We start from the raw sequence: 24840 nt of genomic DNA, 5'->3' as shown, positions 1-24840 counted from the left end.
CGTTCGGTTCCACTCGATCGGGTAGGAATGAGCCGTGATCGCCTTCGAGGACCTTCCGGCCGGCCGCGTGCTCGACCTCGGCAGCACCGTCGTCGACCGGGACGAGATGCTCGCCTTCGCCGCGCGGTTCGACCCGCAGCCGTTCCACCTCGACGAGGAGGCCGGCAAGAACTCCGTGCTCGGCGGCCTGTGCGCGTCCGGCTGGTTCACCATGGGCCTGTGGATGCGCGCGTACGTGGACCACGTGCTGGCCGACTCCACCTCGCAGGGCTCGCCCGGCGGGAAGGACCTGCTCTGGCCGGCGCCGGTCTTCCCCGGCGACAAGCTGGAGTTCTCGCTGGAGGTGCTGTCCGCGCGGCTGTCGCGCAGCCGGCCGAACCTGGGACTGGTGGAGATCCGCGCGCAGGCCGACCGCGACGGGCAGCCCGTGCTGCGGTCCACGTTCACCGGCATGTTCGGCACCCGGCCCTGATGTGCACCCGATGGTGCTTGAGCACGGCGGCGGTCACGTGATTGCGTCGGAAGCCGAGGTCCGCGCGGGCTTCGAGAGGTTCCTGGCGGAACGACGGCCCTAGGGGGAGCGTTCATGCGTTGGCTGCACCTGGTCACGGCGGTGGCGGTGGCGGCGAGCACGGTCTTGTGCCCGCCCGACAACGGGACCACAGCGCAACTCCAGCGTCTGGCCCGGGAGTTGGTGGCCGCCGGGGCGCCCGGTGTCATCGTCAGGGTGGACGACGGTCACGGCCGTCCCGTCGAGATCACGGAGCAGGCCGACTGGACGAAGCGGGACCATCGGCTGGACGCCGATGACGAGTTCCGCATGGGCTCCAACACCAAGACCGTCATGGCGACGCTCGTGCTGCAACTCGTCGCCGCCCACAAGCTCGCGCTGACCGACCCGGTGGAGAAGTGGTTGCCGGGCAAGGTTCCCGACGGCAACGCGATCACGTTACGCATGCTGCTCAATCACACCAGCGGCCTGTTCGACTACACCAACGACCCCGCGATGCTGCCGTCGATCCTCGGCAAGGACCCGCATCCGTGGACGTCGGAGGAACTGCTGGCCATCGGGGTGGCCAACCCGCCGCTGTTCCCGCCGGGCGCGAAGTGGTCGTACAGCAACACGAACTACGTCGCGATCGGCGCGCTGCTGGAGCGGGTCACCGGCAAGAGCCTGGTCGACCTGGTGCGGGACCGGATCGTCCGCCCGCTCGGGCTGAGGAACACCTACCTGCCCGATGACTCCCGTTGGTTCGGACCGCATGTCCGCGGCTACGAGCCGGATGCCGCGCACATGCCGCCGGAGGTGCCCGAGGAGGTCCGGGATCTGGCCGGCCCCGAGCACGACGGTCACGTGGACGTCTCCGGCATCAGCCCGCGCTGGGGCGGGGCGGCGGGCGCGATCGTGTCCAATGCCGAGGACTGGTCACGGTTCTACGAGGCGTTGCTGGGTGGCAAGCTGCTGCCCGCCGCCCAGCTGGCGCAGATGCGCGACACCGTGCCGGTCCCGGGCCAGCCCGGCAATCCCGGCTACGGCCTGGGCATCGACACCAGGACGACGTCGTGCGGCACGTTCTGGGGGCACGACGGCGGTCTCCCCGGCTACCTCAGCACCAACTTCACCGACAGCGCCGGCCACCGCACCGGTTCCGTGCTGATGTCGACGGAGCTCTTCAGCGAGTTCGATGCCGAGCCGACGCTGGCCGCTGCCAGCAAGACGCTGGTGAACGCCGCGGTCTGCGCGATGTTCGACAAGCCAGTCAGCGCAAACCCGAGCTGACGGCCTCGTGCACGGCGCGGGCCAACGCCGAACCGAAACGGGAACGCGGTCCGCCGTACTGCTCGGCGGGCCCCGAAGTGGGGCACAGCAACACGATCGCGTCGGTGGCGGTGCCGGTGCCGTCGACGCCGGCCTCGAACAGGGCCTGGGACTTGGCTTCGGTGACGGTGGCGACGGCGTTGACCAGTGCCGCCGGGCTCAACCGAACCGGCAGGCGGCAGACGGCGTTGATGGTGCCGATGCGTTCCCCGGCGGCATCGGGCGCGGCGGCCCAGGTGGGCACGCCAACCCCGGTGGTCACGTCGGCGGTGACGCCTCGCTCCGTCACCGAGACGACCTTTCGCACGTCGACCGCGGTGAGCAAGCCGGTTCCGGGGCCGGTCAGGCGAAGCTCGGCGGCGATCTCGGCGACGTGCTGATCGGGGTCGAGACGGTCATAGCCGTGCGGCACGGTGGCGTTGAGCACCCAGCCGCGTTCCCCGACGCCGCCACCGTACGGCGCGGAGGAGATGGTCATTCGGGGTGGGTCGAAACGCCACACGAGCACGGGTAACGAGTCGACGTAGGTGATGATCACCGGAGTTCTCGGCGTACCAGGGCACGCTTGATGCCGCGCCGGCCGATGAGCTCGAAGCCGGCGTCCAGGAACATCGTCAGCGTGCCGTGGTACAGGGTGCTGACCTGCTTGCGTTCGCCTCCGAGCCCGGGTGCGGGTGTCCCGCCAAACGCTGTGGTCGGATAGCCCTCGATGCAGCGGGCCCCGTGCTCGGCCGCGTACGTCACGGCCGCGTCGAGCAGCGAGCGCGTGATGCCGGTGCCACGGGCCGTGCGGTCCACGAAGAAACACGTCACCGACCACACGTCCGACAGGTCCTCACGGGGATCGGGCGGCGCGGCGACCGCGGACCGGTCCAACCGGATGTGCGCGAGCCGGGGCGCCACCGCGACCCAGCCGACGGCCCTGCCACCGGCATCGAGAGCAAGCAGCCCAACGGGTTCGCCGGAGCTGACGAGCTCCCCGAGCGCCTCCCGGTTGGATTCCCCCTTGTTGCGCTTGAACTCGTTGGCGGTCCGCCGGAACCACATGCACCAGCAGCCGCTGGCGCCGCCCTGCGGACCGAGCAGTTCCTGCAGCGCGGGCCAGGTCTGCTCGGTCAGGGCGACGACAGTGACGTCGAGTCCGGTGCCAGCACTCATCCGGCCAGTGCCCGCACGACCCGGGACGGGCTCGGCCGCCCCAACCGCTCCGCCATCCACGCGCTGGTGGCGACCAGCGCGTCCAGGTTCACGCCGTGCTGGATGCCGAGGCCGTCCAGCATCCACACCAGGTCCTCGGTGGCGAGGTTGCCGGTCGCCGATTCGGCGTACGGGCACCCGCCGAGGCCGCCGGCCGAGGAGTCCACTGTGGTCACGCCACAACGCAGCGCCGCCAACGTGTTGGACAGCGCCTGCCCGTAGGTGTCGTGGAAGTGCACGGCCAGGTTGTCGACGGTCGGGAAGCCGCCGATGACCGCCTCGACCTGCCCGGGCGTCGCGACGCCGATCGTGTCACCGAGCGACAGCTGCGAGCAGCCCATGTCCAGCAGCCGCGTGCCGACGGACACCACCTGCGCCGGCTCGACGTGCCCCTCCCAGGGGTCGCCGAAGCACATCGACACGTAGGCGCGGACATCGAGGCCCTCGGTCCGAGCCCGGCTCACGACCGGCTCGAACATGGCGAACTGCTCGTCGAGGGTCCGGTTCAGGTTCTTGTTGGCGAACGTCTCGGTGGCGCTGCCGAAGATCGCGATGTGCCGGACGCCCGCGGCCAGCGCCCGGTCCAGGCCGCGCTCGTTGGGCACGAGCACCGGGTAGGACACGCCCTCCCGCTGCTTGAGGCCGGCCAGCAGCTGCTCGGCGTCGGCCAGCTGCGGCACCCACTTCGGGTGCACGAAGCTGGTCGCCTCCAACACGGACAGCCCCGCGTCGGCCAGCCGGTCCAGGAACTCCAGCTTCACGGCGACGTCCACGACGGACGACTCGTTCTGCAGGCCGTCGCGCGCGCCGACCTCCCAGATCGTCACCCGTTCCGGCAATCCGTCGCCGCGGACCGTGCTGGGCAGGCCCACGGACCGGGCGGTCACCGCTCGCTCCGGGTGTGGCCGGGGTGGAAGTCGTCGTTGGGGTCGTCGTTGATCTCCCGGTAGAGCAGCGAGTGCACGCGCTCCACGTTCGGGATGTCGTCGAACTCCAGCGGCTCGTCGGAGGCCGACTCGATGATCAGTGTGCCCGCGCCGACGAGACGGTCCAGCAGCCCGTGCCGGAACTGCACGCTGTTGATGCGCGACATCGGGATGTCGATGCCGGTGCGGGTGAGCACACCGAACCGCATCATCACCCGATGGGTGGTGATCACGAAGTGGGTGGTCCGCCACCGGATCAGCGGGCCGAGCACGACCCAGATGATCACGATGGCCGCGACGACCCCGATCGCGATCCAGGCGTAGGTGTGCCAGCTCTGGCTGCTGACCAGCGCCGCGAGGTAGGCGCCGACGGCCACCGTGATCAGGAAGACCACGATCGGCCAGAACAGCATCTTCCAGTGCGGGTGCTTGTGGATCACGACGTGCTCGTCCTCGCCGAGCAGGTCGTCTGGATAGGCCACGGCGATTCCTCCCGAAGCTGGTGACGCCGCCACGGTACCGGTGGTCAGCCGGCGGCCGACCGGAGGTGCACCACGTCACCTGCGTGGACGCTGTGTCGGGTGCCGTCGTCGGCCCGGACCACGAGCTGCCCCTCGACGTCGATCTCGACCCCGGTTCCGACCAGCTCCCGGTCTCCCGGCAGCTCGATGCGGACCCGCAGGCCCAGCGTCGAGCAGTGCCGGCGGTACTCGGCGTGCAGGCCGGAGGCGATCGGGTCGCCGCGCTCCTGCCGCCACGCGTCGTCCAGCTCGGCGAGGTTCTTCAGCAGCTCGACCGCTATGTCCGTACGGTCCGTGGTGGTCGCCCCCTGCTGCTCCAGCGAGGTCGCCGGCAGGCCGCCCGCCCCCGGCGGGACGTCGCCGGGCAGCGCCGCCACGTTCAGGCCCATGCCCAGCACCACGCCGCCGTCGGCCTCGGCCAGCACCCCGGCGCACTTGGCCTTGTGCGGACCGGCGAGCAGGTCGTTCGGCCACTTCAGCACGGCGTCGACGCCGATGCTCGTCGCCGTGCGGACCAGGGCGACGCCGGCGAGCAGGGTGATCCACGGGATGCGGTGCGGCGGCACGTCCGGGCGGAGCAGGACGCTCACGTAGAGGCCGGTGTACGGCGGCGACACCCAGGTGCGGGCGCGGCGGCCCTGGCCGGCGGTCTGCTCCTCGGCGAACAGCACGGTCCGGTCCGCGCCGCCGGCCCGCAACGCCTCGCGGAGGTCGGCGTTGGTGGAGCCGGTGCTCGCGACGACGTCGACCTGGGCATACGGGCCGATCAGGGCGGCCCGGAGACGGGCCTCGTCCAGGGGTTCACGCACGGTTGCCGAGCGTAGTCTGCTCGAAACCGGCATTCGGTGTGCTCCAGAGCGTGACTCGCCGGGGTGATGTGGGCTACGTGTCAGTAACCAAGGTCGGAAGCCCTGGTTAGAGTGCCTCGGCATGAGCAGTGCGACCGAGCCCGTGGGTGTGGCCCCGACCGAGGCCCCGGACATCCACACCACCGCCGGCAAGCTGGCCGACCTCTACCGCCGCAACGACGAGGCGGTGCACGCCGGCTCCGCGCGTGCCATCGAGAAGCAGCACGCCAAGGGCAAGCTCACCGCCCGGGAGCGGATCGACCTGCTGCTCGACCCCGGCTCGTTCACCGAGCTGGACGAGCACGCCCGCCACCGGTCGACCAACTTCGGCCAGGAGCGCAACCGGCCCTACGGCGACGGCGTGGTCACCGGCTACGGCACCGTCGACGGCCGCCGGGTGTGCGTGTTCAGCCAGGACGTGACCATCTTCGGCGGCTCGCTGGGCGAGGTGTACGGCGAGAAGATCGTCAAGATCATGGACCTGGCCATGAAGACCGGCAGCCCGATCGTCGGCATCAACGAGGGCGGCGGCGCGCGGATCCAGGAGGGTGTGGTCTCGCTCGGCCTGTACGGCGAGATCTTCCGCCGCAACACGCACGCCTCCGGCGTGATCCCGCAGATCTCGCTGATCATGGGCTCGGCCGCCGGCGGCCACGTCTACTCGCCCGCGCTGACCGACTTCACCGTGATGGTGGACAAGACCTCGCACATGTTCATCACCGGCCCGGACGTGATCAAGACCGTCACGGGCGAGGACGTGGGCTTCGAGGAGCTGGGCGGCGGCCGCACGCACAACACCAAGTCCGGCAACGCGCACTACCTCGGCACGGACGAGGAGGACGCCATCGCCTACGTCAAGGAGCTGCTGTCCTACCTGCCGTCCAACAACCTGGCCGAGCCGCCGGTGTTCCCCGGCCTCGAGGAGGCCGGCTCGGTCGCGGAGACGCTGACCGGCACCGACCACGAGCTGGACACGCTGATCCCGGACTCGGCCAACCAGCCCTACGACATCCACGAGGTGATCTCCCGCGTCGTCGACGACGGCGAGTTCCTCGAGGTGCACCAGCTGTTCGCGCCGAACATCGTGGTCGGTTTCGGCCGCATCGAGGGCCACGCGGTCGGCGTGGTCGCCAACCAGCCGACGCAGTTCGCCGGCTGCCTGGACATCGACGCCAGCGAGAAGGCGGCCCGGTTCGTCCGCACCTGCGACGCCTTCAACATCCCGGTGCTGACCTTCGTGGACGTGCCGGGCTTCCTGCCGGGCACCGACCAGGAGTGGAACGGCATCATCCGCCGCGGCGCCAAGCTGATCTACGCCTACGCCGAGGCGACGGTGCCGCTGGTCACCGTGATCACCCGCAAGGCGTACGGCGGCGCGTACGACGTGATGGGCTCCAAGCACCTCGGCGCGGACCTGAACCTGGCCTGGCCGACCGCGCAGATCGCGGTGATGGGCGCGCAGGGCGCGGCCAACATCGTGCACCGGCGCACCCTGGCCGAGGCCAAGGAGCGCGGCGAGGACGTGGAAGCGTTGCGCGCCAAACTGATCCAGGAGTACGAGGACACGCTGTGCAACCCGTACGTGGCCGCCGAACGCGGTTACGTCGACTCGGTGATCCCGCCCTCCTACACCCGCGGCTACGTCGCCCGCGCGCTGCGCACCCTGCGCGAGAAGCGGGAAGCGTTGCCGCCCAAGAAGCATGGGAACATCCCGCTGTGAGCGACGACCGTCCGCTGCTGCGTGTCGTCCGGGGCAACCCGGACGACACCGAACTCGCCGTGCTGACCGCGGTGATGTCCGCCATCGCCGCCGTGCCCGCCGGTTCGGACGAACCCGCCGCGCCGTCCCGCTGGGGCGCGCCGCAGCTGCGCCGGCCGCTGCATCCCGGCCCCGGCGCGTGGCAGTACTCCTTCCGTTGACTTGAGACCCGTCTATCGGCTCTACTGCACAGCTTCGGCCGGTTCGTAACGTCGAGCCGGTGAAGGTGACACGGTTATCCACCCTGCTGACCGTCCTGATCGCCGGGCTCGCGATGGTGCTCGTCCCGGCGTCCGCCGGCGCCGCCCCGCACGACGGCGGCAGCCAGCCGACCTACTCCTACGCCAACGCGATCCGGGAGACCGCGTGGGTCGACACCGGGTTGAAGGATCCGAGCGGCAAGGCGGTCCGGGTCGCCGCGGACATCATCCGCCCGTCGGAGCTGACCTCCGGCGTGCCGGTGATCATGGACGCCAGCCCGTACTACGCCTGCTGCGGGCGCGGCAACGAGAGCCAGCTCAAGACCTACGACTCGGCCGGCAGGCCGGTGCAGTTCCCGCTGTACTACGACAACTACTTCGTGCCGCGCGGCTACGCCATCGTGCTGGTGGACCTGGCCGGCACCAACCGGTCCAACGGGTGCGTCGACATCGGCGGCCCGTCCGACATCGGCTCGGCCAAGGCGGTCGTCGACTGGCTGAACGGCCGGGCCACCGGCTACACCACCGCGACCGGGTCAACGACCGTGAAGGCCACCTGGACCAGCGGCAATGTCGGCATGATCGGCAAGTCCTGGGACGGCACGATCGCCAACGGCGTCGCCGCGACCGGGGTCGCCGGGCTGAAGACGATCGTGCCGATCTCGGCGATCTCCTCCTGGTACGACTACTACCGCGCCAACGGCGCGGACCTGACCGCCGGGCAGCCGTCCGGCCTGTCCACGCTGGTGGAGACCTCCGCCGCGCAGAACGGCTGCCGCAGCGTGCAGTCCGCGATCGACGCCGGCTCTCCGACCAACGGCAACTACACGTCCTGGTGGGACCAGCGCAACTACTACGCGCAGGCCGCGAACGTGCACGCCAGCGTGTTCGTCGCGCACGGCATGGAGGACGACAACGTCAAGCCGATCAACTTCGGCCAGTGGTGGGACGCCCTGGCCGCGCACGGCGTCGAGCGCAAGATCTGGCTGTCGCAGACCAGCCACGTGGACCCGTTCGACTACCGGCGCGCCGCGTGGGTGGACACCCTGCACCAGTGGTTCGACCACTACCTGATGGGCGTGGACAACGGCATCCAGAACGGCCCGCAGCTCAGCGTCGAACGCACCCCGGACAACTGGGTGGACGCGGCGAGCTACCCGGAGGTGGCCACCGCGACGTCGCTGAAGTTGAGCGCCACCACCACGAACGGTCTCGGCAAGCTCGGCAGCACCGCGCCGAAGGCCGGCGCGGTCGAGTCGTTCACCGACAACCCGAGCCTGAGTGAGACCAACTGGGCCAGCAGCCCGGACACCGCCAACAGCGCCCGGGTCGTGTTCAGCAGCGGCACGCTGTCCAGCCCGGTGACGGTGTCCGGCGGCAGCACGATCACCGTGACGGCGTCGTCGTCGGCCAGCAGCGGCCAGGTGTCGGCGGTGCTCGTCGACCTCGGGCCGGAGACCGTGCGCAACTTCCAGGGGGACGGGGAGGGCATCACCACGCTGTCCACCAAGTCCTGCTTCGGTTCCGGCACCTCCGGCGACACCGGCTGCTTCCTCGACACCAAGGCCGACACGATCGACGTCAACGCCCAGGTGATCGCTCGCGGCTGGGCCGACCTCGGCCACTACGCGTCGTTGACCAGCAAGGCGACGCTGACGCCGGGCAAGTCGTACACGATGACGTTCAAGCTGGCCCCGACCGACCACCAGGTGGCGGCCGGGCACCGGCTGGCGTTGATCGTCGGCGGCACCGACAACGGCTGGATCACCGCCGGCAGCGCGAAGCCGAAGATCACGCTGGACCTGACCAGGACGTCCGTCCAGGTCCCGCTGATCGGTTCGCTGCCGTAACTTTCCGGGTGCCACGGGCGGGGAGTCCCGCCCGTGGCCTAGGGTTCCCAGCCGTGCGACTCGTGCTCGGCTCCGCGTCCCCCGCCCGCCTGAACGTGCTGCGTGCCGCCGGCATCGACCCGGTGGTCCGGGTGTCCGGCGTCGACGAGGACGCGGTGGCGGCCGCGCTGACCGATCCCCGTCCCGACGAGCTCGTCACGGCGCTGGCCGAGGCGAAGGCGCACGCCGTCGTCGAGGCGCTGGCCGGCGAGCTGCCGGACGCCGTGGTGATCGGCTGCGACTCGATGCTGTCCATCAACGGCAAGATGGTCGGCAAGCCCGGCACTCCCGAGGTGGCGCGGGCTCGCTGGCAGGAGATGGCCGGCAAAACCGGCGAACTGCTCACCGGGCACGTCGTCCTGCGCCTCGCGGACGGCGCCGTGGCGGACAAGGCGTCCGGCGCGGAGACCACCACGGTCCGCTTCGGCACGCCCAGCGACCGTGAGCTCGACGCCTACATCGCCACCGGCGAGCCGCTGGCCGTCGCCGGCGGGTTCACGCTGGACGGCATGGGCGGCTGGTTCGTCGACGGCATCGACGGCGACCACTCCAGCGTGATCGGCATCAGCCTGCCGCTGACCCGGCGGCTGCTGGCCGAGGTCGGCGTCAGCGTGATCGACCTGTGGCCGAACTCATGACGGGCACTCCGACAGCTTCGCCGGGTTCGGCGTGACGTCCGGCCAGCCCGGCAACTGCCGCGGGCTCGCGTAGGCGACGCTGCAGCCGATCTCCTCGCCGGTGAGTTGGAACACGGCCACGGCGACCTTCGTGCACGACGCGGGCGCGTTGTCGTCGCAGCGGCTCTGCGTCGTCACCACATCGGGGACGGCGTCGCCGTTGACGTCGCGCAGCGCCAGGTAGCCCCCGTCCGAGCTGAACGGGATCGGCGTCTGCCGCCACGTGCCGCCGTCGTCGGTGTAGACCTCGCCGATCAGGTCGCCGCCGTCCTTGCCCTGCAGCAGGCAGGCCGACGTCCTGCCCTCCTCGCACGTGATCGACTTCGCGTCGACGGTGGGAACCTGCGAGCTGAACAGGACCGCCCCACGGTCGGAGGTGATGCGCAGCCGGGCGAAGTGGCCCTTGCCGTCGGCCAGCAGGTCGACGGTCTCCTTGAACTGCGGCATCGACACGCTGGTCAGCTTCACGCACGGTGCCTGGCCGCACAGCTGCACCGGATCGGTCGGCGCCGTCGGCGCCGGCTGGGTGCTGGTCGACGCCGCCTTGGCCGCCCGCAGCTGCCGCATCACCAGCGTCGTGCCGATCGCGGCGGCGAACACCAGCACGGCGACGACAACCGCGACGAACACCGGTCTCGACGCTCTGGTCACGCGCTGGCACCTCCTCCCGTTCCGACCGGTTCAGCATGAGTCTGCACGTCAACCCGGGTCCAGCGCTCGTCACGTGGTGAGGTTGGTCTCCCCCCGTGCGCGGTCGGTCATCCGTAGACTCCAGCGAAACGCGCGCGTTCCGCTGGAGTCGTTTGAGGAGGTATGGCGTGCCAGAGTCGGCCGCAGACCTGGGCCCCATCACGCTGCACAAGGTCCTGGTCGCCAACCGTGGTGAGATCGCCGTCCGGGTGATCCGCGCCTGTCGCGACGCCGGCCTGGCCAGCGTCGCGGTGTACGCGGATCCGGACCGGGACGCGCCGTTCGCGCGGATGGCCGACGAGGCCTTCGCCCTCGGCGGTTCCACCCCCGGCGAGAGCTACCTGGTCATCGACAAGCTCCTCGACGTGGCCAAGCGCTCCGGCGCCGACGCCGTGCACCCCGGCTACGGGTTCCTGTCGGAGAACGCCGACTTCGCCCAGGCCGTGCTGGACGCCGGCCTGACCTGGATCGGGCCGTCGCCGCAGTCCATCCGCGACCTCGGGGACAAGGTCACCGCCCGGCACATCGCCATGCGCGCCGGCGCCCCGCTGGTGCCCGGCACCAAGGACCCGGTGGCCGGGCCGGACGAGGTCGTCGCGTTCGCGCGGGAGCACGGGCTGCCGGTGGCGATCAAGGCCGCGTTCGGCGGCGGCGGGCGGGGCCTGAAGGTCGCCCGCACGCTGGAGGAGATTCCCGAGCTGTTCGACTCCGCCGTCCGCGAGGCCGTCGCGGCGTTCGGGCGCGGGGAGTGCTTCGTGGAGCGCTACCTGGACAAGCCCCGCCACGTCGAGGCCCAGGTGCTGGCCGACAAGCACGGCAACGTCATCGTCGTCGGCACCCGCGACTGCTCGCTGCAGCGGCGGCACCAGAAGCTGGTCGAGGAGGCCCCGGCCCCGTTCCTCACCGACGACCAGCGGGCCCGGATCCACTCGTCGGCCAAGGCGATCTGCTCGGAGGCCGGCTACTACGGCGCCGGCACCGTCGAGTACCTCGTCGGCCTGGACGGGTCGATCTCGTTCCTGGAGGTCAACACCCGGCTGCAGGTGGAGCACCCGGTCAGCGAGGAGACCTCGGGCATCGACCTGGTGCTGGAGCAGTTCCGCATCGCCGCCAACGAGAAGCTGCGCTTCACCGAGGACCCGACCCCGCGCGGCCACTCGATCGAGTTCCGGATCAACGGCGAGGACGCCGGCCGCAACTTCCTGCCCGCCCCCGGCCTGGTCGCCACGTTCATCGAGCCCTCGGGGCCCGGTGTTCGCGTCGACGCCGGCGTGCGGTCCGGCGACGTGATCGGCGGGCAGTTCGACTCGCTGCTGGCCAAGCTGATCGTCACCGGCGAGGACCGGCAGCAGGCCCTGGCCCGCGCCCGCCGCGCCCTGGACGAGATGGTCGTCGAGGGCATGGCCACGGTGCTGCCCTTCCACCGGGCGGTGGTGCGGGATCCGGCGTTCACCGCCGAGGACGGCTTCACCGTGCACACCCGGTGGATCGAGACCGAGTTCGACAACACCATCGAGCCCTTCACCGACCCGGCCGTGGCCGAGGAGGAAGAAGGCGAGCGGCAGACCGTCGTGGTCGAGGTCGGCGGCCGCCGGCTGGAGGTGTCGCTGCCCGGCAACCTGGCCGTCGGCGCCGCCGCCCCGGCCGCGGCGAAGGCCAAGCCGCGCAAGCGTGCCGGCAAGAGCGCCGCCGCCGTTTCCGGTGACGCCGTGGCCGCGCCGATGCAGGGCACCATCGTCAAGGTCGCCGTCGCCGACGGGCAGCAGGTCGAGGCCGGCGAGCTGCTGGTCGTGCTGGAGGCGATGAAGATGGAGAACCCGGTGACCGCCCACAAGGCCGGCACCGTCGCGGGTCTCGCCGCCACTACGGGCGAAACGGTCACGCAGGGCACGGTGCTGCTGGAGATCAAGGATTGAACTGACGGATGTCATGACGCCTGACCGTTGGTGCGCCGTACGATTGGCGGCGTGAACGAGTCCCCGGACATGCGGATCGGTGACACCGAACGCGAGCAGGCGCTCGCCGCGCTCGGGGAGCACATGAGCGCCGGTCGGCTCGACATCGACGAGTACGGGGAGCGTTCGGCCCGGGTGACCACCGCGCGCACCCGGGGCGAGCTGGTGGCGCTGTTCGCCGACCTGCCGGACCCCAAGCCGGCGTTCGGCGCGCCCGCGCCCGCGCCGCCGGCGTCCGCGCCCGCGCCGCCGGCCAAGGTCGCCTCGGCTGAGGTCTCGCGGCGCACCGGCATGAAGGTGTCGATGGCCAGCATCGCCGCGGCGAGCTGGCCGGTGGGCATCGCCGTCGGCCTGTTCCTGCACCAGTGGGAGTTCATGGCTGTGCCGGTGCTGCTGAGCTGGTTCACGGGCGCGTTCCTGGGCCGCGGCCACCACGGCGACCGTGACCGCGATCGCGACCGTGGCCGCCAGGAGCGGGACCGCTGGCGCGAGGAGCGGCACCTGATGCGTGACGAGATGCACCGCAGGCGGCGAGAGCTGCGTGGCCGAGACTGAGTCCACTATGGACGGCGGCATGCTCGTTGTGCTGCACGACCGGGACGACGCCGAGGCCCTGGCCGCCGAGCTGGCCGAGCTGGGCTGGCGGCCGTGCGCCGTGCACAAGGAGCTGCTGGCCGGCGAGGACGACGCCGAGGACGCCGACTGGCTCGTCGAGCTGGCCACCGCGCCGGACGGCACGCCCGCGGCCGCGCACGAGGAGTTCCTCGCCGGCCTGGCCGACCGCGCCGACGGATTCGTGACCAGCATCAACTAGGTTGGCCGCCGTGGAACCGGTCGAGATCAACGCGGGCAGGTACTACCTGCGGCAGCTGCGCGCCGACGACCGGATCGACGACCGGCCGTCGATCCTGGACGCCTTCACCGATCCCGTCAGCCGGCGCTGGATCAGCCACCGGATCCTGGACCTGGCCGCGGCCGGCGACTACGTGGCGCTGCGCGCCCGGCAGTGGGCCGACGATGAACGCTGCTCGTGGGCGGTGGCCGACCAGAACACCGGCGAGCTGCTCGGCGAGGTCGGCCTCAAGGACCTCGACCTCAGGGCCGGCACCGCCGCCGCGGCGTGCTGGACCGCGCCCCGGCACCGCAACCGCGGCGTGGTCAGCGAGGGCCTGGCCGCCGCGATGCGGTTCGGCGCGGGGGCGCTGGGCCTGAACCGGGTCGACTACCTGTTCCAGGACGGCAACGAGCCGTCCCGGCGGGTGGCCGAGAAGTGCGGCTTCGGCTTCCACCGGACCATCGACGAGTGCGGGGCGAAGGTCCACGTGTGGACCCGGTCGCTAGTCTGACCGGCCATGCGACTCGCGCTGCTCCTGCTGTGCGCGGCGGCCCTGGCGGGCTGCTCCGCGTACCCGCTGACCGAGACCAGCCAGACGCACGACAACTCGTCCTCCGCCGCCGCCCCGACGACCACCACCACGACCAGCCTCACGCTGCCGCCGCGGCCGCGGGAGATCCCGCTGGACAAGGTGAACCCGTGCGCCATCCTGACCAAGGACCAGCGGGCGCAGCTGAGCCTGGACACCCCGCCGTCGCCGTACACCGACACCGACCTGAAGGCGCGGGCGTGCACCATTCGAGGGACCTACAGCGGCCAGGTCGCGCGGCTCGCGCTCGTCACGAATGAGGGCGCCGACCTGTGGATCTCCGACGAGGCGCAGAACACCGCCAAGGTGATCGCGATCGTCGGCTTCCCGGCGCTGGAGGTCCGCACCCCCGGCTTGGACACGCTCTGTAACGTCGAGGTGGACGTGGCCAAGGGCGAGTTCCTCGACGTGCTCTTCCGCGACGGCGGCGGCGCCGCCCCGATCCCCCAAGATGATCTTTGTCTTGGCGCGCAACGGGTCGCGGAGGCGGCCATGACCAGCCTGTCCGGCGGCCACTGATGGCGGATTGACACACCCCGCGGGGTGGATGTCACCCTGACCACTCCCGACCGTCACGCAGTGTCGCTACAGTGTTGGCACCCGACACCCGGAGGTCACTCGTGCCGCAGCGGACCACGACCCCCGCCCCGGCGACGGTCGCCGCCGGCGGGTTCCGGGTCGACCCGGCCGCCATCCCCGGCCTGCGCAAGGTGTTCACCACCGCGCTGGTGAAGCTGGACAAGCAGATCGAGATGGCGATCTCCGACGTGCGGATCCGGCCGTGGGCCGGCGACCCCGTCAGCGTGCAGGCCGCGAGCGACTTCAACGACCACTCCACCGGCGCCGACTCCGCGCTGGAGGCGCTGCAGCGCTACCAGCGTCAGCTCAAGGGCGCGCTGGACGCGTTGACCGAGGTCGAGCAGGGGTACCACACCGTCGAGCAGGACAACACGACGCTGATCCAGCAGGGCGGCTGCTGATGCCCGGCGACGTCCGCTGGCGCGGGTACACCCACCAGGAGCTGTACGACGCCATCAACTCCGGTCCCGGCGCCGCCGCGTCCGCCGACCCGGCCGCGCGCTGGGGCGCGATCTCCGGCGCGTTGCACGAGATCGGCGGCGAGCTGTCCAGCGCCATCAGCGTCGCCGCCTCGGACTGGAGCGGGGCTGCTTCCGACTCAGCGCTGCACGGCATCGCCCAGCTGGCGCGGTGGGCCGACGACGCCCACGCCAGCGCCGAGAGCATCCGTGCCAGCACCGAGGCGCAGGCCGACTACGTGCTGCGGGCTCGGGCCGACATGCCCGTGCCGGTCAAGGCGCCCGAGCCCGGGCCGTCCGGCTGGCTCGGCGACCTCGTGTCGCTGTTCATCGGGCAGGTCGACGCCGAGATCATCGAGGCCGCCCAGGACGCCGCCGCGACCCGGGCGTTCGAGGTCATGAGCACGTACGAGCACAACACCGCCGCCAACACCGGTTCGCTGCGGCCGTTCGACGCCGTTCCCGTGGTCACCGTCCCTGCCCGGCCCACCGTCCCCAGCCAGCGCGGGTACTGACTTTGCTCACCCTGTCCGAGCTGGAGTTCGACGTGCTCTGGGAGCACCTCCGGCTGGCCGAGATGCCGCTGGCGATCAAGGTCGCCTCCCCCGGGAAGACCCACCTCGAACGCGAAGTCGTCACCAAGACCGTGTGGGACTCCCTCGCCGAGCGCGGCCTCGTCGGCGGTTCCCGGGGCATCGACCAGGACCTCGTCGACCTGCTCGGCCTGCTCGACGGCGCCGACTACGAGCTCGACGCCCGTCTCTGGCTGGACGGCGGCGTTCGCGCCTTGGTCGCCGCCAAGGGCCCCGACGCCGTGCTGGCCCGCCTCGCCGACGGTCAGCTCACCCTGACCCCCGTCGACATCTCTTCGCTCCCTCGGGCCGCCCTCTCCCTGCTTCCCGAGCTACCCGCCGGTCCCGGATACTCCATCACCGTCCCCAGCGCCGAACTCGACGCCGCCGCGGCCGAGGCCGAGACCGCCGACGAGCTCGGCTGGATCCTCCGCGACCACGGCGTCTCCCCCGCCGAGGCCGACGAGCTCGCCGCCATGGTCGGCAACGTCCGCCGCCGCGGCCAGTTCGGCGCCGCCGCCCGCGACCGCTTCGGCCGCCGCCACCGCCCCGACCGTGTCGTCGGCTTCTTCGACACCCCCCGCGGCCGCTACGTCCAGCTCCGCCGGGCCAAACCCGGCGGCGTCGCCTGGAGCACCATCGCCCCCGCCGACGACCGCCGCATGGGCCAACACATCACCGACCTGCTCAACGACGCCGTCCAGCTCACCTTCGCCTGATCTCCCCACGTGAGTGGCTCATTTCGGCGTTTAACGCCACGTGAGTGGCTCACTTCGCATTTAAGCCCCACGTGAGTGGCTCACTTCGCGGTTAGCCCATGTGAGTGGCTCAGGTGCGCCCAGAAGCGAAATGAGCCACTCACGTAGAGAAAAAAGCAGGGTCGTCAGCTGACGGGGTCGCGTAGGTCGCGGGCCTCGGGGGCGCTGATGCGGCGGGCGTCCGCGGCCTGGTCGTTGGGCTCCGACTGGGAGTCCCGTTCCGCCTGCACGCGGGCGGTGTAGACCTCCACCTCACGGGCGATGCGCGCGTCGTCCCACCCCAGCACACCGGCCATCAGGCGGGCGACCTGCTCGGCGCAGTCGACGCCACGGTGCGGGTACTCGATGGAGATCCGGGTCCGCCGAGTGAGAGCGTCCTCAAGGTGCAGCGCGCCCTCGTGGGAGGCGGCGTAGACGATCTCCACCTGGAGGTAGTCGGGCGCGGCGGGCAGCGGGCGCAGGAGGTCGGGGTCGCCGTCGGCGACGGCGAGCACCTCGTGCACGAGCGAGCCGTACCGGTCGAGCAGGTGCCGAACGCGGTAAGGATGCAGCCCGTGCCGAGCGGCGAGCTGGTCGGCCTGGTTGACGAGCGCGTAGTAGCCGTCGGCGCCGAGCAGGGGCACCTTGTCGGTGATGGACGGCTGCAGCCGGCCGGTCAGATCGGCGCCGGCGGCGTCGACGGCGTCGGCGGCCATCACGCGGTACGTCGTGTACTTGCCGCCGGCGATGGCGACGAGCCCGGGGGCGACCCGAGCGACGGCGTGCTCGCGGGACAGCTTGGACGTGGACTCGCTCTCCCCGGCCAGCAGCGGCCGCAGCCCGGCGTACACACCCTCGATGTCGTCGTGCGTGAGCGGCGTGGCCAGCACGGTGTTGACGTGGTCGAGGATGTAGTCGATGTCCGCCTTGGTGGCGGCGGGGTGCGCGAGGTCGAGGTTCCAGTCGGTGTCGGTGGTGCCGACGATCCAGTGGTTGCGCCACGGGATGACGAACAGCACGGACTTCTCGGTGCGCAGGATGAGCCCGGACTCGGCGACGATCCGGTCCCGCGGCACGACGATGTGCACGCCCTTGCTCGCCCGCACCCGGAACCGGCCGCGGCTGCCGGAAAGGCGCTGCAGCTCGTCGGTCCACACGCCGGTGCAGTTGATCACGGCGTTGGCCTTGACCTCGGTCTCCCGACCGTCCTCGGCGTCACGCACGCGCACGCCGGAAATCCGGTCCGCCTCCCGCAGAAAGCCGATGACCTGGGTGGACGTCCGCACCACGGCGCCGTAGTGCGCGGCGGTGCGGCCGACGGTCATGGTGTGCCGCGCGTCGTCGGACTGCGCGTCGTAGTACCGGATGCCGCCGATGAGCGCGGACCGCTTGAGCGCCGGGAACATGCGCAGCGCGCCGGCCCGGGTCAGGTGCTTCTGCCCGGGCACCGAGCGGGCGCCGCCCATGGTGTCGTACATCAGCAGGCCGGCCGCGGTGTACGGGCGCTCCCACAGCCGGTGGCTGAGCGGGTAGAGGAAGCTCACGGGCTTGACGAGGTGCGGGGCGATCCGGGTGAGCATCAGCTCCCGCTCCCGCAGCGCCTCCCGCACCAGTCCGAACTCCAACTGCTCCAGGTAACGCAGGCCGCCGTGGAACAGCTTGCTGGAACGGCTGGACGTGCCGGACGCCAGGTCCCGCGCCTCGACGAGGGCCACACGCAGGCCACGGGTCGCGGCGTCCAGCGCCGTGCCGACGCCGACCACGCCGCCGCCGATCACCACGACGTCGAAGGTCTCCGAACCCAGGCGCTGCCAGTCACGTTCCCGTTCCGGCAGGCCGAGCCGGCCGGTCTCCGCCGAGCCGCGTGTCGGTGTCTCTGGGGCTGCTGGTTTCCGGGTGGCCACGCCACTCGCCTCCCGCCTGTTGGCTGCCTGGTTCCGACGGATCATCACGCTACCGGCATCGGGGCCGCGGCGGGCAGTGGAGCCGTTCGGCCATGGACAGCGTCGGTACCGCTCAGTAACGTCCGATCTCCCGTTCCAACGGCGTCGACGGGCGCGGAGGTGTGTATGGGCTATGGCGCGATCTTCGTCTGGGAGACGATCGGCACCGCGCTGCTGATCCTGCTGGGCACCGGTGTGGTGGCCAACGCTGTGCTGAAGAACACCAACGGCAACAACGGCGGAATGTTGTTCATCAACATCGGCTGGGGTTTCGCGGTGTTCACCGGTGCGAGTGTCGCCAATCCGAGTGGTGCTCATCTGAATCCGGCGGTGACGCTGGGTCTGGCGATCGCCGACAAGGTCAGCTGGGACAAGGTCCCCTTCTACTTCGCCGGCGAGATGGCCGGCGCGATCATCGGCGCGATGCTGTGCTGGGCGACGTACAAGCTGCAGTTCGACCGGCACGACGAGCCGCAGAACACGCTCGGCATCTTCTCCACGGCGCCACGCATCCCGGGCGTCGCGTGGAACCTGGTCACCGAGATCATCGGCACCTTCGTGCTGCTGATCTGGATCCTGGAGAGCCCGACGGTCAAGGCCGGCAGCGACGGCATCCCGCAGTTCGGCAACTCGGCGCTGGGCTACGCCGGCGTCGCGTTCGTGGTGCTGGTGATCGGCACCTCGCTCGGCGGCCCGACCGGCTACGCCATCAACCCGGCCCGCGACCTGGGCCCGCGCATCGCGTACGCGTTCCTGATGCCGATCAAGGGCAAAGGCGGCGGCAACTGGGGCTACTCCTGGGTGCCGGTCGTCGGCCCGCTGGTCGGCGGCGCGCTCGCGGCGCTGCTCTCCCTGGCTCTGCCCGCTTCCTGAAAGGCGAATTCATGTCCTCCTATGTGGCCGCCATCGACCAGGGCACGACGTCGACCCGCTGCATGATCTTCGACCACTCCGGCCGGGTGGTCGCGGTCGACCAGAAGGAGCACCGGCAGATCTTCCCCAAGGCCGGCTGGGTCGAGCACGACCCGCAAGAGGTGTGGGCCAACACCAGAGAGGTCGCCGCCGGCGCCGTGGCCAAGGCCGACCTGCACGTCACCGACATCGCCGCGGTCGGCATCACCAACCAGCGCGAGACCGCCGTGGTGTGGGACCGGACCACCGGCAAGCCGGTGTACAACGCGATCGTCTGGCAGGACACCCGTACCCAGGGCATCGTCGACGAGCTCGCCGGGGACGTCGGCGCCGACCGGTACAAGGCGAAGACCGGCCTGCCGCTGGCCACGTACTTCTCCGGCCCGAAGATCCGCTGGATCCTCGACAACGTCGAGGGCGCCCGGGCCAAGGCCGAGGCCGGTGACCTGCTGTTCGGCAACATGGACACCTGGGTGCTGTGGAACATGACCGGCGGCGTCGACGGCGGCGTCCACGTCACCGACCCGACCAACGCCTCCCGCACGCTGCTGATGGACCTGGAAACCCTGGCGTGGGACGAGGGAATCGCCGCCGACATGGGCATTCCGCTGTCCATGCTGCCGGAGATCCGGTCGTCGTCCGAGGAGTACGGCAAGGTCCGGGAGCGCGGCGCCCTCGCCGGCGTGCCCATCGCCGGCATCCTCGGCGACCAGCAGGCGGCGACGTTCGGCCAGGCGTGCCTGTCCCCCGGCGAGGCCAAGAACACCTACGGCACCGGCAACTTCGTGCTGCTCAACACCGGCACCGAGAAGGTGCTCAGCGAGAACGGGCTGCTCACCACCGTCTGCTACAAGATCGGCTCGAACGACACGGTGTACGCGCTGGAGGGCTCCATCGCCGTCACCGGCTCGCTGGTGCAGTGGATCCGGGACAACCTCGGCATGATCTCCTCGGCCGCCGAGATCGAGGAGCACGCCCGCAGCGTCGAGGACAACGGCGGCTGCTACTTCGTGCCCGCCTTCTCCGGCCTGTTCGCCCCCTACTGGCGGTCCGACGCCCGCGGCGCCATCGTCGGCCTCACCCGCTTCGTGAACAAGGGACACCTCGCCCGCGCCGTTCTCGAGGCCACCGCGTTCCAGACCCGTGAGGTCATCGACGCCATGAACGCCGACTCCGGTGTGCCCCTGACCTCGCTGAAGGTCGACGGCGGCATGGTCGTCAACGAGCTGCTCATGCAGTTCCAGTCCGACATCCTCGGTGTTCCGGTCATCCGCCCCGTCGTCGCCGAAACCACCGCCCTCGGCGCCGCCTACGCGGCGGGCCTGGCCGTCGGCTTCTGGAAGAGCGAGGACGACATCCGCCAGAACTGGGCCAAGGACAAGGAGTGGACACCCGCGATGGACGAGGACCGCCGGGCGTCCGAGTACGCGAACTGGAAGAAGGCCGTCACCAAGACCTTCGACTGGGTGGACTGACGGTGTGAGGGGCCGGCCTTGTGTCGGCCCCTCACGCCCTGTCCAGCGTGGCGAACACGATGATGTTGTCCACGTAGCTGTGGGCCTTGGTGTCGAACGCGCCGCCACAGGTGATCACCCGCAGGTCGGCGGTGCTGGTGTCGCCGTAGACGGCGTCGGTGGGAAAACTGTTCTTGGGATCCCGCTCGACCTTCTGCACGGTGAACGTCGCGGTGCTGCCGTCCTGCCGGGCGACGGAGATCTTGTCGCCGGCTGCGAGCTCGTGCAGCCGGAAGAAGATGCCGGCCTGTTTGTCGCCGTCGACGTGGCCGAGGATGACGGCGGGGCCGATCTCGCCGGGCGTGGGGCCGAGCTTGTACCAGCCGGCCTGCATGGGGGTGCTCACCGGCGGCACCTCGATGGTCTTGTCGGCGTTGAGGCCGAGCTGCACCAGCGTCGAGTGCGCGCCGATCTTGGGGATGTCCACCGACACGGGCGTGGACGCCGGCAGTGACGGCGGCGCGGGTGTCTCGGTGGAGCTGGTGGTGACCGTGGTGGTCGCGGTCGTGGTCTGAGTGGTGGCCGCCGGGGGTTGCCCGCCGCAAGCGGTCGTGAGGAGGCCTGCGAGAAGGAGCAGGCCGACGAGTGTCTTATTCACCGTCGCTCCAGGTGTTGGTCGCGCCGCCGTGGATTTCGTGCACCCCTGCAAAACGAAAGCCGCGACGGCGCGACCGGTGATGGGCTTGCCATCACCGACCAGACGTAAACCGCCGTCCGGCCGGTTGCCTCGGTCCGTGGAAATTTCGTCGGGCTGTCACTCGAACACGGTCGCCGTGCCGCCGCCACCGGTCTGCGGCGCGCCGACGGGCTTCGGGGTGGCCTTCTTGCCGGGCACCGTGAAGGTGGCGCTGACGACCTTGTTTCCGCAGGTCATCGCGAGCTTGTAGGCCCCGGCGACGATGCCCGGCCTGAGCTTCGCGGTCGCGGAGACGTTCGCGCTGGTGTCGGCCATCGGCTCGTAGCGGTAGTCGCTGAACGTCAGCGCCGAGGACGAGAACACGGCCTTGCCCGCCGAGCAGTTGCCGTACGCCGTGTTGCCCTCGGTGAACTGGTAGACGTTCATGCGACCGGACAGCGCGGCGGTGTCGGCGTTGAGCTGCACGGTCGGCTCGTCCTGGCCCACCGCGAGCGCGACCGGCGCGACGCCGACCAGAGCGGCAACGGCGAGCGTGCCGCCGAGGATGGTCTTGACAAACATTGTTGGTACCCCCGGTTGTGGATCGGACGACTACGGGACGTCATCCGATCGGACAACGTTGCCCCAGGTCAGGGGCAACCTTCTCGGGGGGTTCGAGCGTTGGTGTCAGTCCAGATCGTCGTGTCGCATCAGCTGCCGGCCGGCGTCGGTGATCGACCCGGACAGCGACGGGTACACGGAGAACGTGTGCGCCAGGTGCTCGACGGTGAGCTGGTTCTGCACGGCCAGCGCGATCGGCAGGATCAACTCGCTCGCCGACGGCGCGACCACGACGCCACCGATGACCACGCCGGTCGCCGGGCGGCAGAACAGCTTCACGAAGCCTCGGCGCAGGCCCTCCATCTTGGCCCGCGGGTTGGTGGCCAGCGGCAGCATGATCGTGCGGGCCGGCACCTCGCCGGAGTCGATCGCCTGCTGGCTGATGCCGACGGTGGCGATCTCCGGGTTCGTGAAGACGTTCGCGGCGACGGTCTTCAGCCGGATCGGCTGCACGCCCTCGCCGAGCGCGTGCCACATCGCGATGCGGCCCTGCATGGCGGCGACCGAGGCGAGCATCAGCACGCCGGTGCAGTCGCCCGCCGCGTACACGCCGCTGACCGAGGTGCGGGACACCCGGTCCACCGGGATGAAGCCGCCCTTGCCGGGCTCGATACCGATCCGGTCCAGGCCGATGTCGGCGGTGTTGGGCACGGAGCCGACCGTCATCAGGGCGTGGCTGCCCTCGACCGTGCGACCGTCTTCCAGGTAGACCTTGACGCCCTTCTCGGTGCGCTCCACCCGGGAGGCGCGGGCGTGCTTGGCCATCTCGCTGCCGCGCTCGGTGAACACGTCCTCCAGCACGGCGGCCGCGTCGGCGTCCTCGTGCGGCAGCACCCGGTCCCGACTGGACACGAGCGTGACCTTGACGCCGATCTCGGTGTAAGCCGAGGCGAACTCGGCGCCGGTGACACCGGAGCCGATCACGATCAGGTGCTCGGGCAGCTCGGTGAGGTCGTAGATCTGCCGCCAGTCCAGGATGCGCTCGCCGTCGGGCACCGCGCCCGGCAGCACGCGAGGCGTGGCGCCGGTGGCGATCAGCACCACATCGGCCGGCAGCACCTCGGTGCCGCCATCGGAGGTGTGGGCGACGACACGGTGCTGGGCCAGCCCGGGCGCGTCGTCGCAGAAGCGAGCGGTGCCGGTGATGATGCGCACGCCCTCGCGCTGCAGCTTCGCCCGCACGTCCGCGGACTGCGCCAGCGCCAGGCCCTTCACCCGTCCGTGCACGACCGGCACGTCCACGGCCGCTTCCGAGTTCTCGGTGCGAATGCCCAGCTCACCGGCGTTGCGGAAGGCCGAGCGGGCGCCGGCCGAGGCGATGTAGGTCTTGGACGGCACGCAGTCGTAGAGCACGCAGGCGCCACCGAGGCCGTCCCGCTCGACCACGGTCACGTCGGCCCCGTGCGGCGCGGCGACCAGCGCCGCCTCGTAGCCGGCCGGGCCACCGCCCATGATCACGATCCGGGTCACCGGGTCCTCCCAATACGCCTGTACGCGGGCGCTACGAACTTACATCCTCACGCGCCGTGCGCTCGGCGTCCCGACCCCTGATCACATCGGTCGCTAGGCTGTCGGGCGTGCCGCTCTACGCCGCGTACGGCTCCAACATGGACCCGAACCAGATGATGGAGCGAGCCCCGCACTCCCCGATGGCGGGGACCGGGTGGCTCGCCGGTTGGCGCCTGTCCTTCGGCGGCGAGGACCTCGGCTGGGAGGGCTCGCTCGCGACCATCGTCGAGGACCCCGACTCGCAGGTCTTCGTCGTCCTCTACGACGTCAGCCCCCGCGACGAGGCCCGCCTGGACCGCTGGGAGGGCTCGCTCGGCCTGTACAAGAAGATCAGGCTGCGCGCCCAGACCCTGGAGGGCACCGTCGTGGCGTGGCTCTACGTCCTCGACGCCTACGAGGGCGGTCTCCCCTCGGCCCGCTACCTCGGCGTCGTGGCCGACGCCGCCGAGGCCGCCGGCGCCCCCGACGACTACGTCAACGACCTGAGGACCAGGCCCTGCCGAGGAATCACCGGCTAACCCCCCCCCCCCCCGACCCCGGCGAGTCACGCTCTCAGGCACACCGAATGTAGGTTTCAGGCAGTCAGCCTGCGAGCCTGTAGCGCTTTGTGCACGTCGTTGACCAGGCGCGATGGGGCCATCAGGTCGTCGATGGTGGCGTGAATGACGATCCAGCCCCGAGCGGCGAGGTCCTCGTCGCGTCGGCGGTCTCGTTCCTGCCGCTCGGCGTGGGCCGCATAGCCGTCGTACTCGACCGCGATGCGGAATTCGGGCCAGGCGAAATCCAACCTGTAGAGCTCCCGCCCGTCGATCGTGGTTATCGAGTACTGCGGGACCGGCACGGGAAGCTCTCGGTCGTAGAACATCAGCAGCAGCTGACTCTCGAACGGCGATTCCGGCAACCCGGTCGCGAGATCGAGCAATACGCGGGCCTGTCTTGTGCCTCGATTGTCCGCGCGACCACTGATCGCCCGTAGCACCGAATCCCGAAATCCCGGCCGCTGCGCGTCGGGAAGGCCAGACAGCATCTGATCTGCGCAGGCCAACGCGGTCGGCCTGCGAGCGCGGCAGAGCAGGTCGGCCAGCACCAGTTCGGGAGTGAGCAGCGGGAGGCCATCGATTTCGGCAACATCGTCCTCGGTGAAGATGCCGTTGTGAACAACGACTCCCGGGGCCCGCGCAATGCGCCGGGCGTAAGGAACGAGAATGTCGATCGGCGCAAAATCGGCGGCGGTGCAGCCGTACATTCGGGCGGCGGTGTGTCTGGTCAACACCGCACGTTCGCCGGCGAGCAGCAATGCGGCCGCGGCCCGGGTACGCAACTGGGTCACCAGTTCCCGACGCACCACTACATGCCTGTGGAAACTTACCAGCTGGCCCTGCTCAACTGCGGTGCGTATCGCGTGGCGGCCGATGGCGGAGACAAGGTCGCGTCGCCGGTAGGCACCGTGGAGTCCGTTCGGTAGCTCGATCAC

At 70.6% G+C, this 24840-nt stretch carries 28 protein-coding genes; 17 read left to right on the top strand and 11 right to left on the bottom strand.

Annotation, left to right across the window (positions count from 1 at the left end):
* Positions 1-34 precede the first annotated feature (34 nt).
* Both BJ998_RS23420 and BJ998_RS23415 read left to right on the top strand, forming a co-directional pair.
* Entirely contained in the window at positions 35-472 is a 438-nt protein-coding gene (locus BJ998_RS23420) for a MaoC family dehydratase (protein ID WP_312890295.1), read from the top strand.
* 114 nt (positions 473-586) lie between these two features.
* On the top strand, positions 587-1780 hold the full coding sequence (locus tag BJ998_RS23415) for a serine hydrolase domain-containing protein (RefSeq protein WP_184864850.1): 1194 nt from the start codon (positions 587-589) through the stop codon (positions 1778-1780).
* Here the strand turns inward: BJ998_RS23415 and BJ998_RS23410 are convergent.
* From BJ998_RS23410 to BJ998_RS23390, 5 genes are read right to left on the bottom strand one after another with little or no spacing between them, the layout of a single operon-like run.
* Positions 1761-2357, bottom strand: a complete 597-nt coding sequence (locus tag BJ998_RS23410) for an adenosylcobinamide amidohydrolase (RefSeq protein WP_312890294.1) — start codon at positions 2355-2357, stop codon at positions 1761-1763. The genes BJ998_RS23415 and BJ998_RS23410 overlap by 20 nt on opposite strands.
* Positions 2354-2977: a GNAT family N-acetyltransferase gene (locus tag BJ998_RS23405; RefSeq protein ID WP_184864848.1), complete on the bottom strand. Its 624-nt coding sequence runs from the start codon at positions 2975-2977 to the stop codon at positions 2354-2356. Before BJ998_RS23405 ends, BJ998_RS23410 begins: the two co-directional genes overlap by 4 nt.
* Positions 2974-3903, bottom strand: coding sequence for a hydroxymethylglutaryl-CoA lyase (locus BJ998_RS23400; RefSeq protein ID WP_184864846.1), 930 nt, complete (start codon positions 3901-3903; stop codon positions 2974-2976). Before BJ998_RS23400 ends, BJ998_RS23405 begins: the two co-directional genes overlap by 4 nt.
* Positions 3900-4424 carry a PH domain-containing protein gene (locus tag BJ998_RS23395; protein WP_184864844.1) on the bottom strand — a complete coding sequence of 175 codons (525 nt, stop codon included), beginning with the start codon at positions 4422-4424 and terminating at the stop codon, positions 3900-3902. Before BJ998_RS23395 ends, BJ998_RS23400 begins: the two co-directional genes overlap by 4 nt.
* A gap of 44 nt (positions 4425-4468) precedes the next feature.
* On the bottom strand, positions 4469-5305 hold the full coding sequence (locus BJ998_RS23390; RefSeq protein WP_184864842.1) for a biotin--[acetyl-CoA-carboxylase] ligase: 837 nt from the start codon (positions 5303-5305) through the stop codon (positions 4469-4471).
* Between the two features lie 88 nt (positions 5306-5393).
* Between BJ998_RS23390 and BJ998_RS23385 the strand changes: the two genes are divergently transcribed.
* Genes BJ998_RS23385 through BJ998_RS23370 form a run of 4 tightly spaced genes read left to right on the top strand, consistent with a single transcriptional unit; the run spans position 5394 to position 9797 of the window.
* On the top strand, positions 5394-7031 hold the full coding sequence (locus BJ998_RS23385) for an acyl-CoA carboxylase subunit beta (RefSeq protein WP_184864840.1): 1638 nt from the start codon (positions 5394-5396) through the stop codon (positions 7029-7031).
* Entirely contained in the window at positions 7028-7231 is a 204-nt protein-coding gene (locus BJ998_RS23380) for an acyl-CoA carboxylase subunit epsilon (protein WP_184864838.1), read from the top strand. Before BJ998_RS23385 ends, BJ998_RS23380 begins: the two co-directional genes overlap by 4 nt.
* Positions 7232-7290: 59 nt before the next feature.
* Positions 7291-9120 (top strand): Xaa-Pro dipeptidyl-peptidase, encoded by a 1830-nt coding sequence (locus BJ998_RS23375; RefSeq protein ID WP_312890292.1) that lies wholly within the window; start codon positions 7291-7293, stop codon positions 9118-9120.
* Positions 9121-9173: 53 nt separating this feature from the next.
* On the top strand, positions 9174-9797 hold the full coding sequence (locus tag BJ998_RS23370) for a Maf family protein (RefSeq protein ID WP_184864836.1): 624 nt from the start codon (positions 9174-9176) through the stop codon (positions 9795-9797).
* On the opposite strand, the gene BJ998_RS23365 is transcribed toward BJ998_RS23370, so the two are convergent.
* Positions 9792-10487 carry a hypothetical protein gene (locus tag BJ998_RS23365; protein ID WP_184864834.1) on the bottom strand — a complete coding sequence of 232 codons (696 nt, stop codon included), beginning with the start codon at positions 10485-10487 and terminating at the stop codon, positions 9792-9794. The genes BJ998_RS23370 and BJ998_RS23365 overlap by 6 nt on opposite strands.
* Before the next feature lie 167 nt (positions 10488-10654).
* On the opposite strand from BJ998_RS23365, the gene BJ998_RS23360 reads away from it, so the two are divergent.
* From BJ998_RS23360 to BJ998_RS23325, 8 genes are all read left to right on the top strand, one after another.
* Positions 10655-12442, top strand: a complete 1788-nt coding sequence (locus BJ998_RS23360; protein WP_184864832.1) for an acetyl/propionyl/methylcrotonyl-CoA carboxylase subunit alpha — start codon at positions 10655-10657, stop codon at positions 12440-12442.
* 51 nt (positions 12443-12493) lie between these two features.
* A complete protein-coding gene (locus tag BJ998_RS23355) occupies positions 12494-13036 on the top strand; it encodes a DUF1707 SHOCT-like domain-containing protein (RefSeq protein ID WP_184864830.1) in 543 nt (180 codons plus the stop codon).
* A complete protein-coding gene (locus BJ998_RS23350) occupies positions 13023-13295 on the top strand; it encodes a hypothetical protein (RefSeq protein WP_312890291.1) in 273 nt (90 codons plus the stop codon). Before BJ998_RS23355 ends, BJ998_RS23350 begins: the two co-directional genes overlap by 14 nt.
* A gap of 10 nt (positions 13296-13305) precedes the next feature.
* On the top strand, positions 13306-13827 hold the full coding sequence (locus BJ998_RS23345; protein WP_184864828.1) for a GNAT family N-acetyltransferase: 522 nt from the start codon (positions 13306-13308) through the stop codon (positions 13825-13827).
* 6 nt (positions 13828-13833) lie between these two features.
* The gene (locus BJ998_RS23340) at positions 13834-14424 is read left to right on the top strand and encodes a DUF3558 domain-containing protein (RefSeq protein ID WP_184864826.1); all 591 of its coding nucleotides are present in this window, start codon (positions 13834-13836) and stop codon (positions 14422-14424) included.
* 101 nt (positions 14425-14525) lie between these two features.
* Entirely contained in the window at positions 14526-14885 is a 360-nt protein-coding gene (locus BJ998_RS23335; protein WP_184864824.1) for a transcriptional regulator, read from the top strand.
* Complete coding sequence (locus tag BJ998_RS23330) at positions 14885-15457, top strand: PPE domain-containing protein (protein ID WP_184864822.1); 573 nt, start codon at positions 14885-14887, stop codon at positions 15455-15457. Before BJ998_RS23335 ends, BJ998_RS23330 begins: the two co-directional genes overlap by 1 nt.
* 2 nt (positions 15458-15459) lie before the next feature.
* Positions 15460-16233: an ESX secretion-associated protein EspG gene (locus BJ998_RS23325; RefSeq protein WP_246488638.1), complete on the top strand. Its 774-nt coding sequence runs from the start codon at positions 15460-15462 to the stop codon at positions 16231-16233.
* A 164-nt stretch (positions 16234-16397) separates the two neighbouring features.
* Here BJ998_RS23325 and BJ998_RS23320 read toward each other — a convergent pair whose 3' ends face one another.
* Positions 16398-18086, bottom strand: a complete 1689-nt coding sequence (locus BJ998_RS23320) for a glycerol-3-phosphate dehydrogenase/oxidase (RefSeq protein WP_246489464.1) — start codon at positions 18084-18086, stop codon at positions 16398-16400.
* A 234-nt stretch (positions 18087-18320) separates the two neighbouring features.
* Here BJ998_RS23320 and BJ998_RS23315 point away from each other — a divergent pair, with 234 nt between their 5' ends.
* Together BJ998_RS23315 and glpK are read left to right on the top strand one after the other, a co-directional pair.
* Complete coding sequence (locus tag BJ998_RS23315) at positions 18321-19067, top strand: MIP/aquaporin family protein (RefSeq protein ID WP_184864819.1); 747 nt, start codon at positions 18321-18323, stop codon at positions 19065-19067.
* An 11-nt stretch (positions 19068-19078) separates the two neighbouring features.
* Positions 19079-20581: a glycerol kinase GlpK gene (gene glpK / locus BJ998_RS23310; RefSeq protein ID WP_184864817.1), complete on the top strand. Its 1503-nt coding sequence runs from the start codon at positions 19079-19081 to the stop codon at positions 20579-20581.
* 31 nt (positions 20582-20612) lie between these two features.
* Here the strand turns inward: glpK and BJ998_RS23305 are convergent, their stop codons facing one another.
* The 3 genes from BJ998_RS23305 to BJ998_RS23295 form a co-directional block, all read right to left on the bottom strand.
* Positions 20613-21218, bottom strand: a complete 606-nt coding sequence (locus tag BJ998_RS23305; protein ID WP_184864815.1) for a class F sortase — start codon at positions 21216-21218, stop codon at positions 20613-20615.
* Between the two features lie 156 nt (positions 21219-21374).
* Positions 21375-21818: a hypothetical protein gene (locus BJ998_RS23300; RefSeq protein WP_184864813.1), complete on the bottom strand. Its 444-nt coding sequence runs from the start codon at positions 21816-21818 to the stop codon at positions 21375-21377.
* A 105-nt stretch (positions 21819-21923) separates the two neighbouring features.
* Positions 21924-23327: an NAD(P)H-quinone dehydrogenase gene (locus BJ998_RS23295; protein WP_184864811.1), complete on the bottom strand. Its 1404-nt coding sequence runs from the start codon at positions 23325-23327 to the stop codon at positions 21924-21926.
* Positions 23328-23434: 107 nt separating this feature from the next.
* Between BJ998_RS23295 and BJ998_RS23290 the strand changes: the two genes are divergently transcribed.
* The gene (locus BJ998_RS23290; RefSeq protein WP_116172595.1) at positions 23435-23884 is read left to right on the top strand and encodes a gamma-glutamylcyclotransferase family protein; all 450 of its coding nucleotides are present in this window, start codon (positions 23435-23437) and stop codon (positions 23882-23884) included.
* 56 nt (positions 23885-23940) lie between these two features.
* Here the strand turns inward: BJ998_RS23290 and BJ998_RS49225 are convergent, their stop codons facing one another.
* Positions 23941-24840: a type IV toxin-antitoxin system AbiEi family antitoxin gene (locus BJ998_RS49225; RefSeq protein WP_312890290.1), complete on the bottom strand. Its 900-nt coding sequence runs from the start codon at positions 24838-24840 to the stop codon at positions 23941-23943.

This window comes from Kutzneria kofuensis (assembly GCF_014203355.1).
Taxonomy (GTDB): Bacteria; Actinomycetota; Actinomycetes; order Mycobacteriales; family Pseudonocardiaceae; genus Kutzneria; species Kutzneria kofuensis.
The sequence above is the reverse complement of the archived record's forward strand: the minus strand, read 5'-3'. Positions and strand labels throughout refer to the sequence as shown.

Bases quoted from the DNA above. Each gene is read 5' to 3' on its own strand.
- BJ998_RS23415 (WP_184864850.1), top strand. From the start codon at position 587: ATGCGTTGGCTGCACCTGGTCACGGCGGTGGCGGTGGCGGCGAGCACG.
- BJ998_RS23405 (WP_184864848.1), bottom strand. From the start codon at position 2,977: ATGAGTGCTGGCACCGGACTCGACGTCACTGTCGTCGCCCTGACCGAG.
- BJ998_RS23390 (WP_184864842.1), bottom strand. From the start codon at position 5,305: ATGCCGGTTTCGAGCAGACTACGCTCGGCAACCGTGCGTGAACCCCTG.
- BJ998_RS23385 (WP_184864840.1), top strand. From the start codon at position 5,394: ATGAGCAGTGCGACCGAGCCCGTGGGTGTGGCCCCGACCGAGGCCCCG.
- BJ998_RS23340 (WP_184864826.1), top strand. From the start codon at position 13,834: ATGCGACTCGCGCTGCTCCTGCTGTGCGCGGCGGCCCTGGCGGGCTGC.
- BJ998_RS23330 (WP_184864822.1), top strand. From the start codon at position 14,885: ATGCCCGGCGACGTCCGCTGGCGCGGGTACACCCACCAGGAGCTGTAC.
- BJ998_RS23315 (WP_184864819.1), top strand. From the start codon at position 18,321: ATGGGCTATGGCGCGATCTTCGTCTGGGAGACGATCGGCACCGCGCTG.
- glpK (WP_184864817.1), top strand. From the start codon at position 19,079: ATGTCCTCCTATGTGGCCGCCATCGACCAGGGCACGACGTCGACCCGC.
- BJ998_RS23300 (WP_184864813.1), bottom strand. From the start codon at position 21,818: ATGTTTGTCAAGACCATCCTCGGCGGCACGCTCGCCGTTGCCGCTCTG.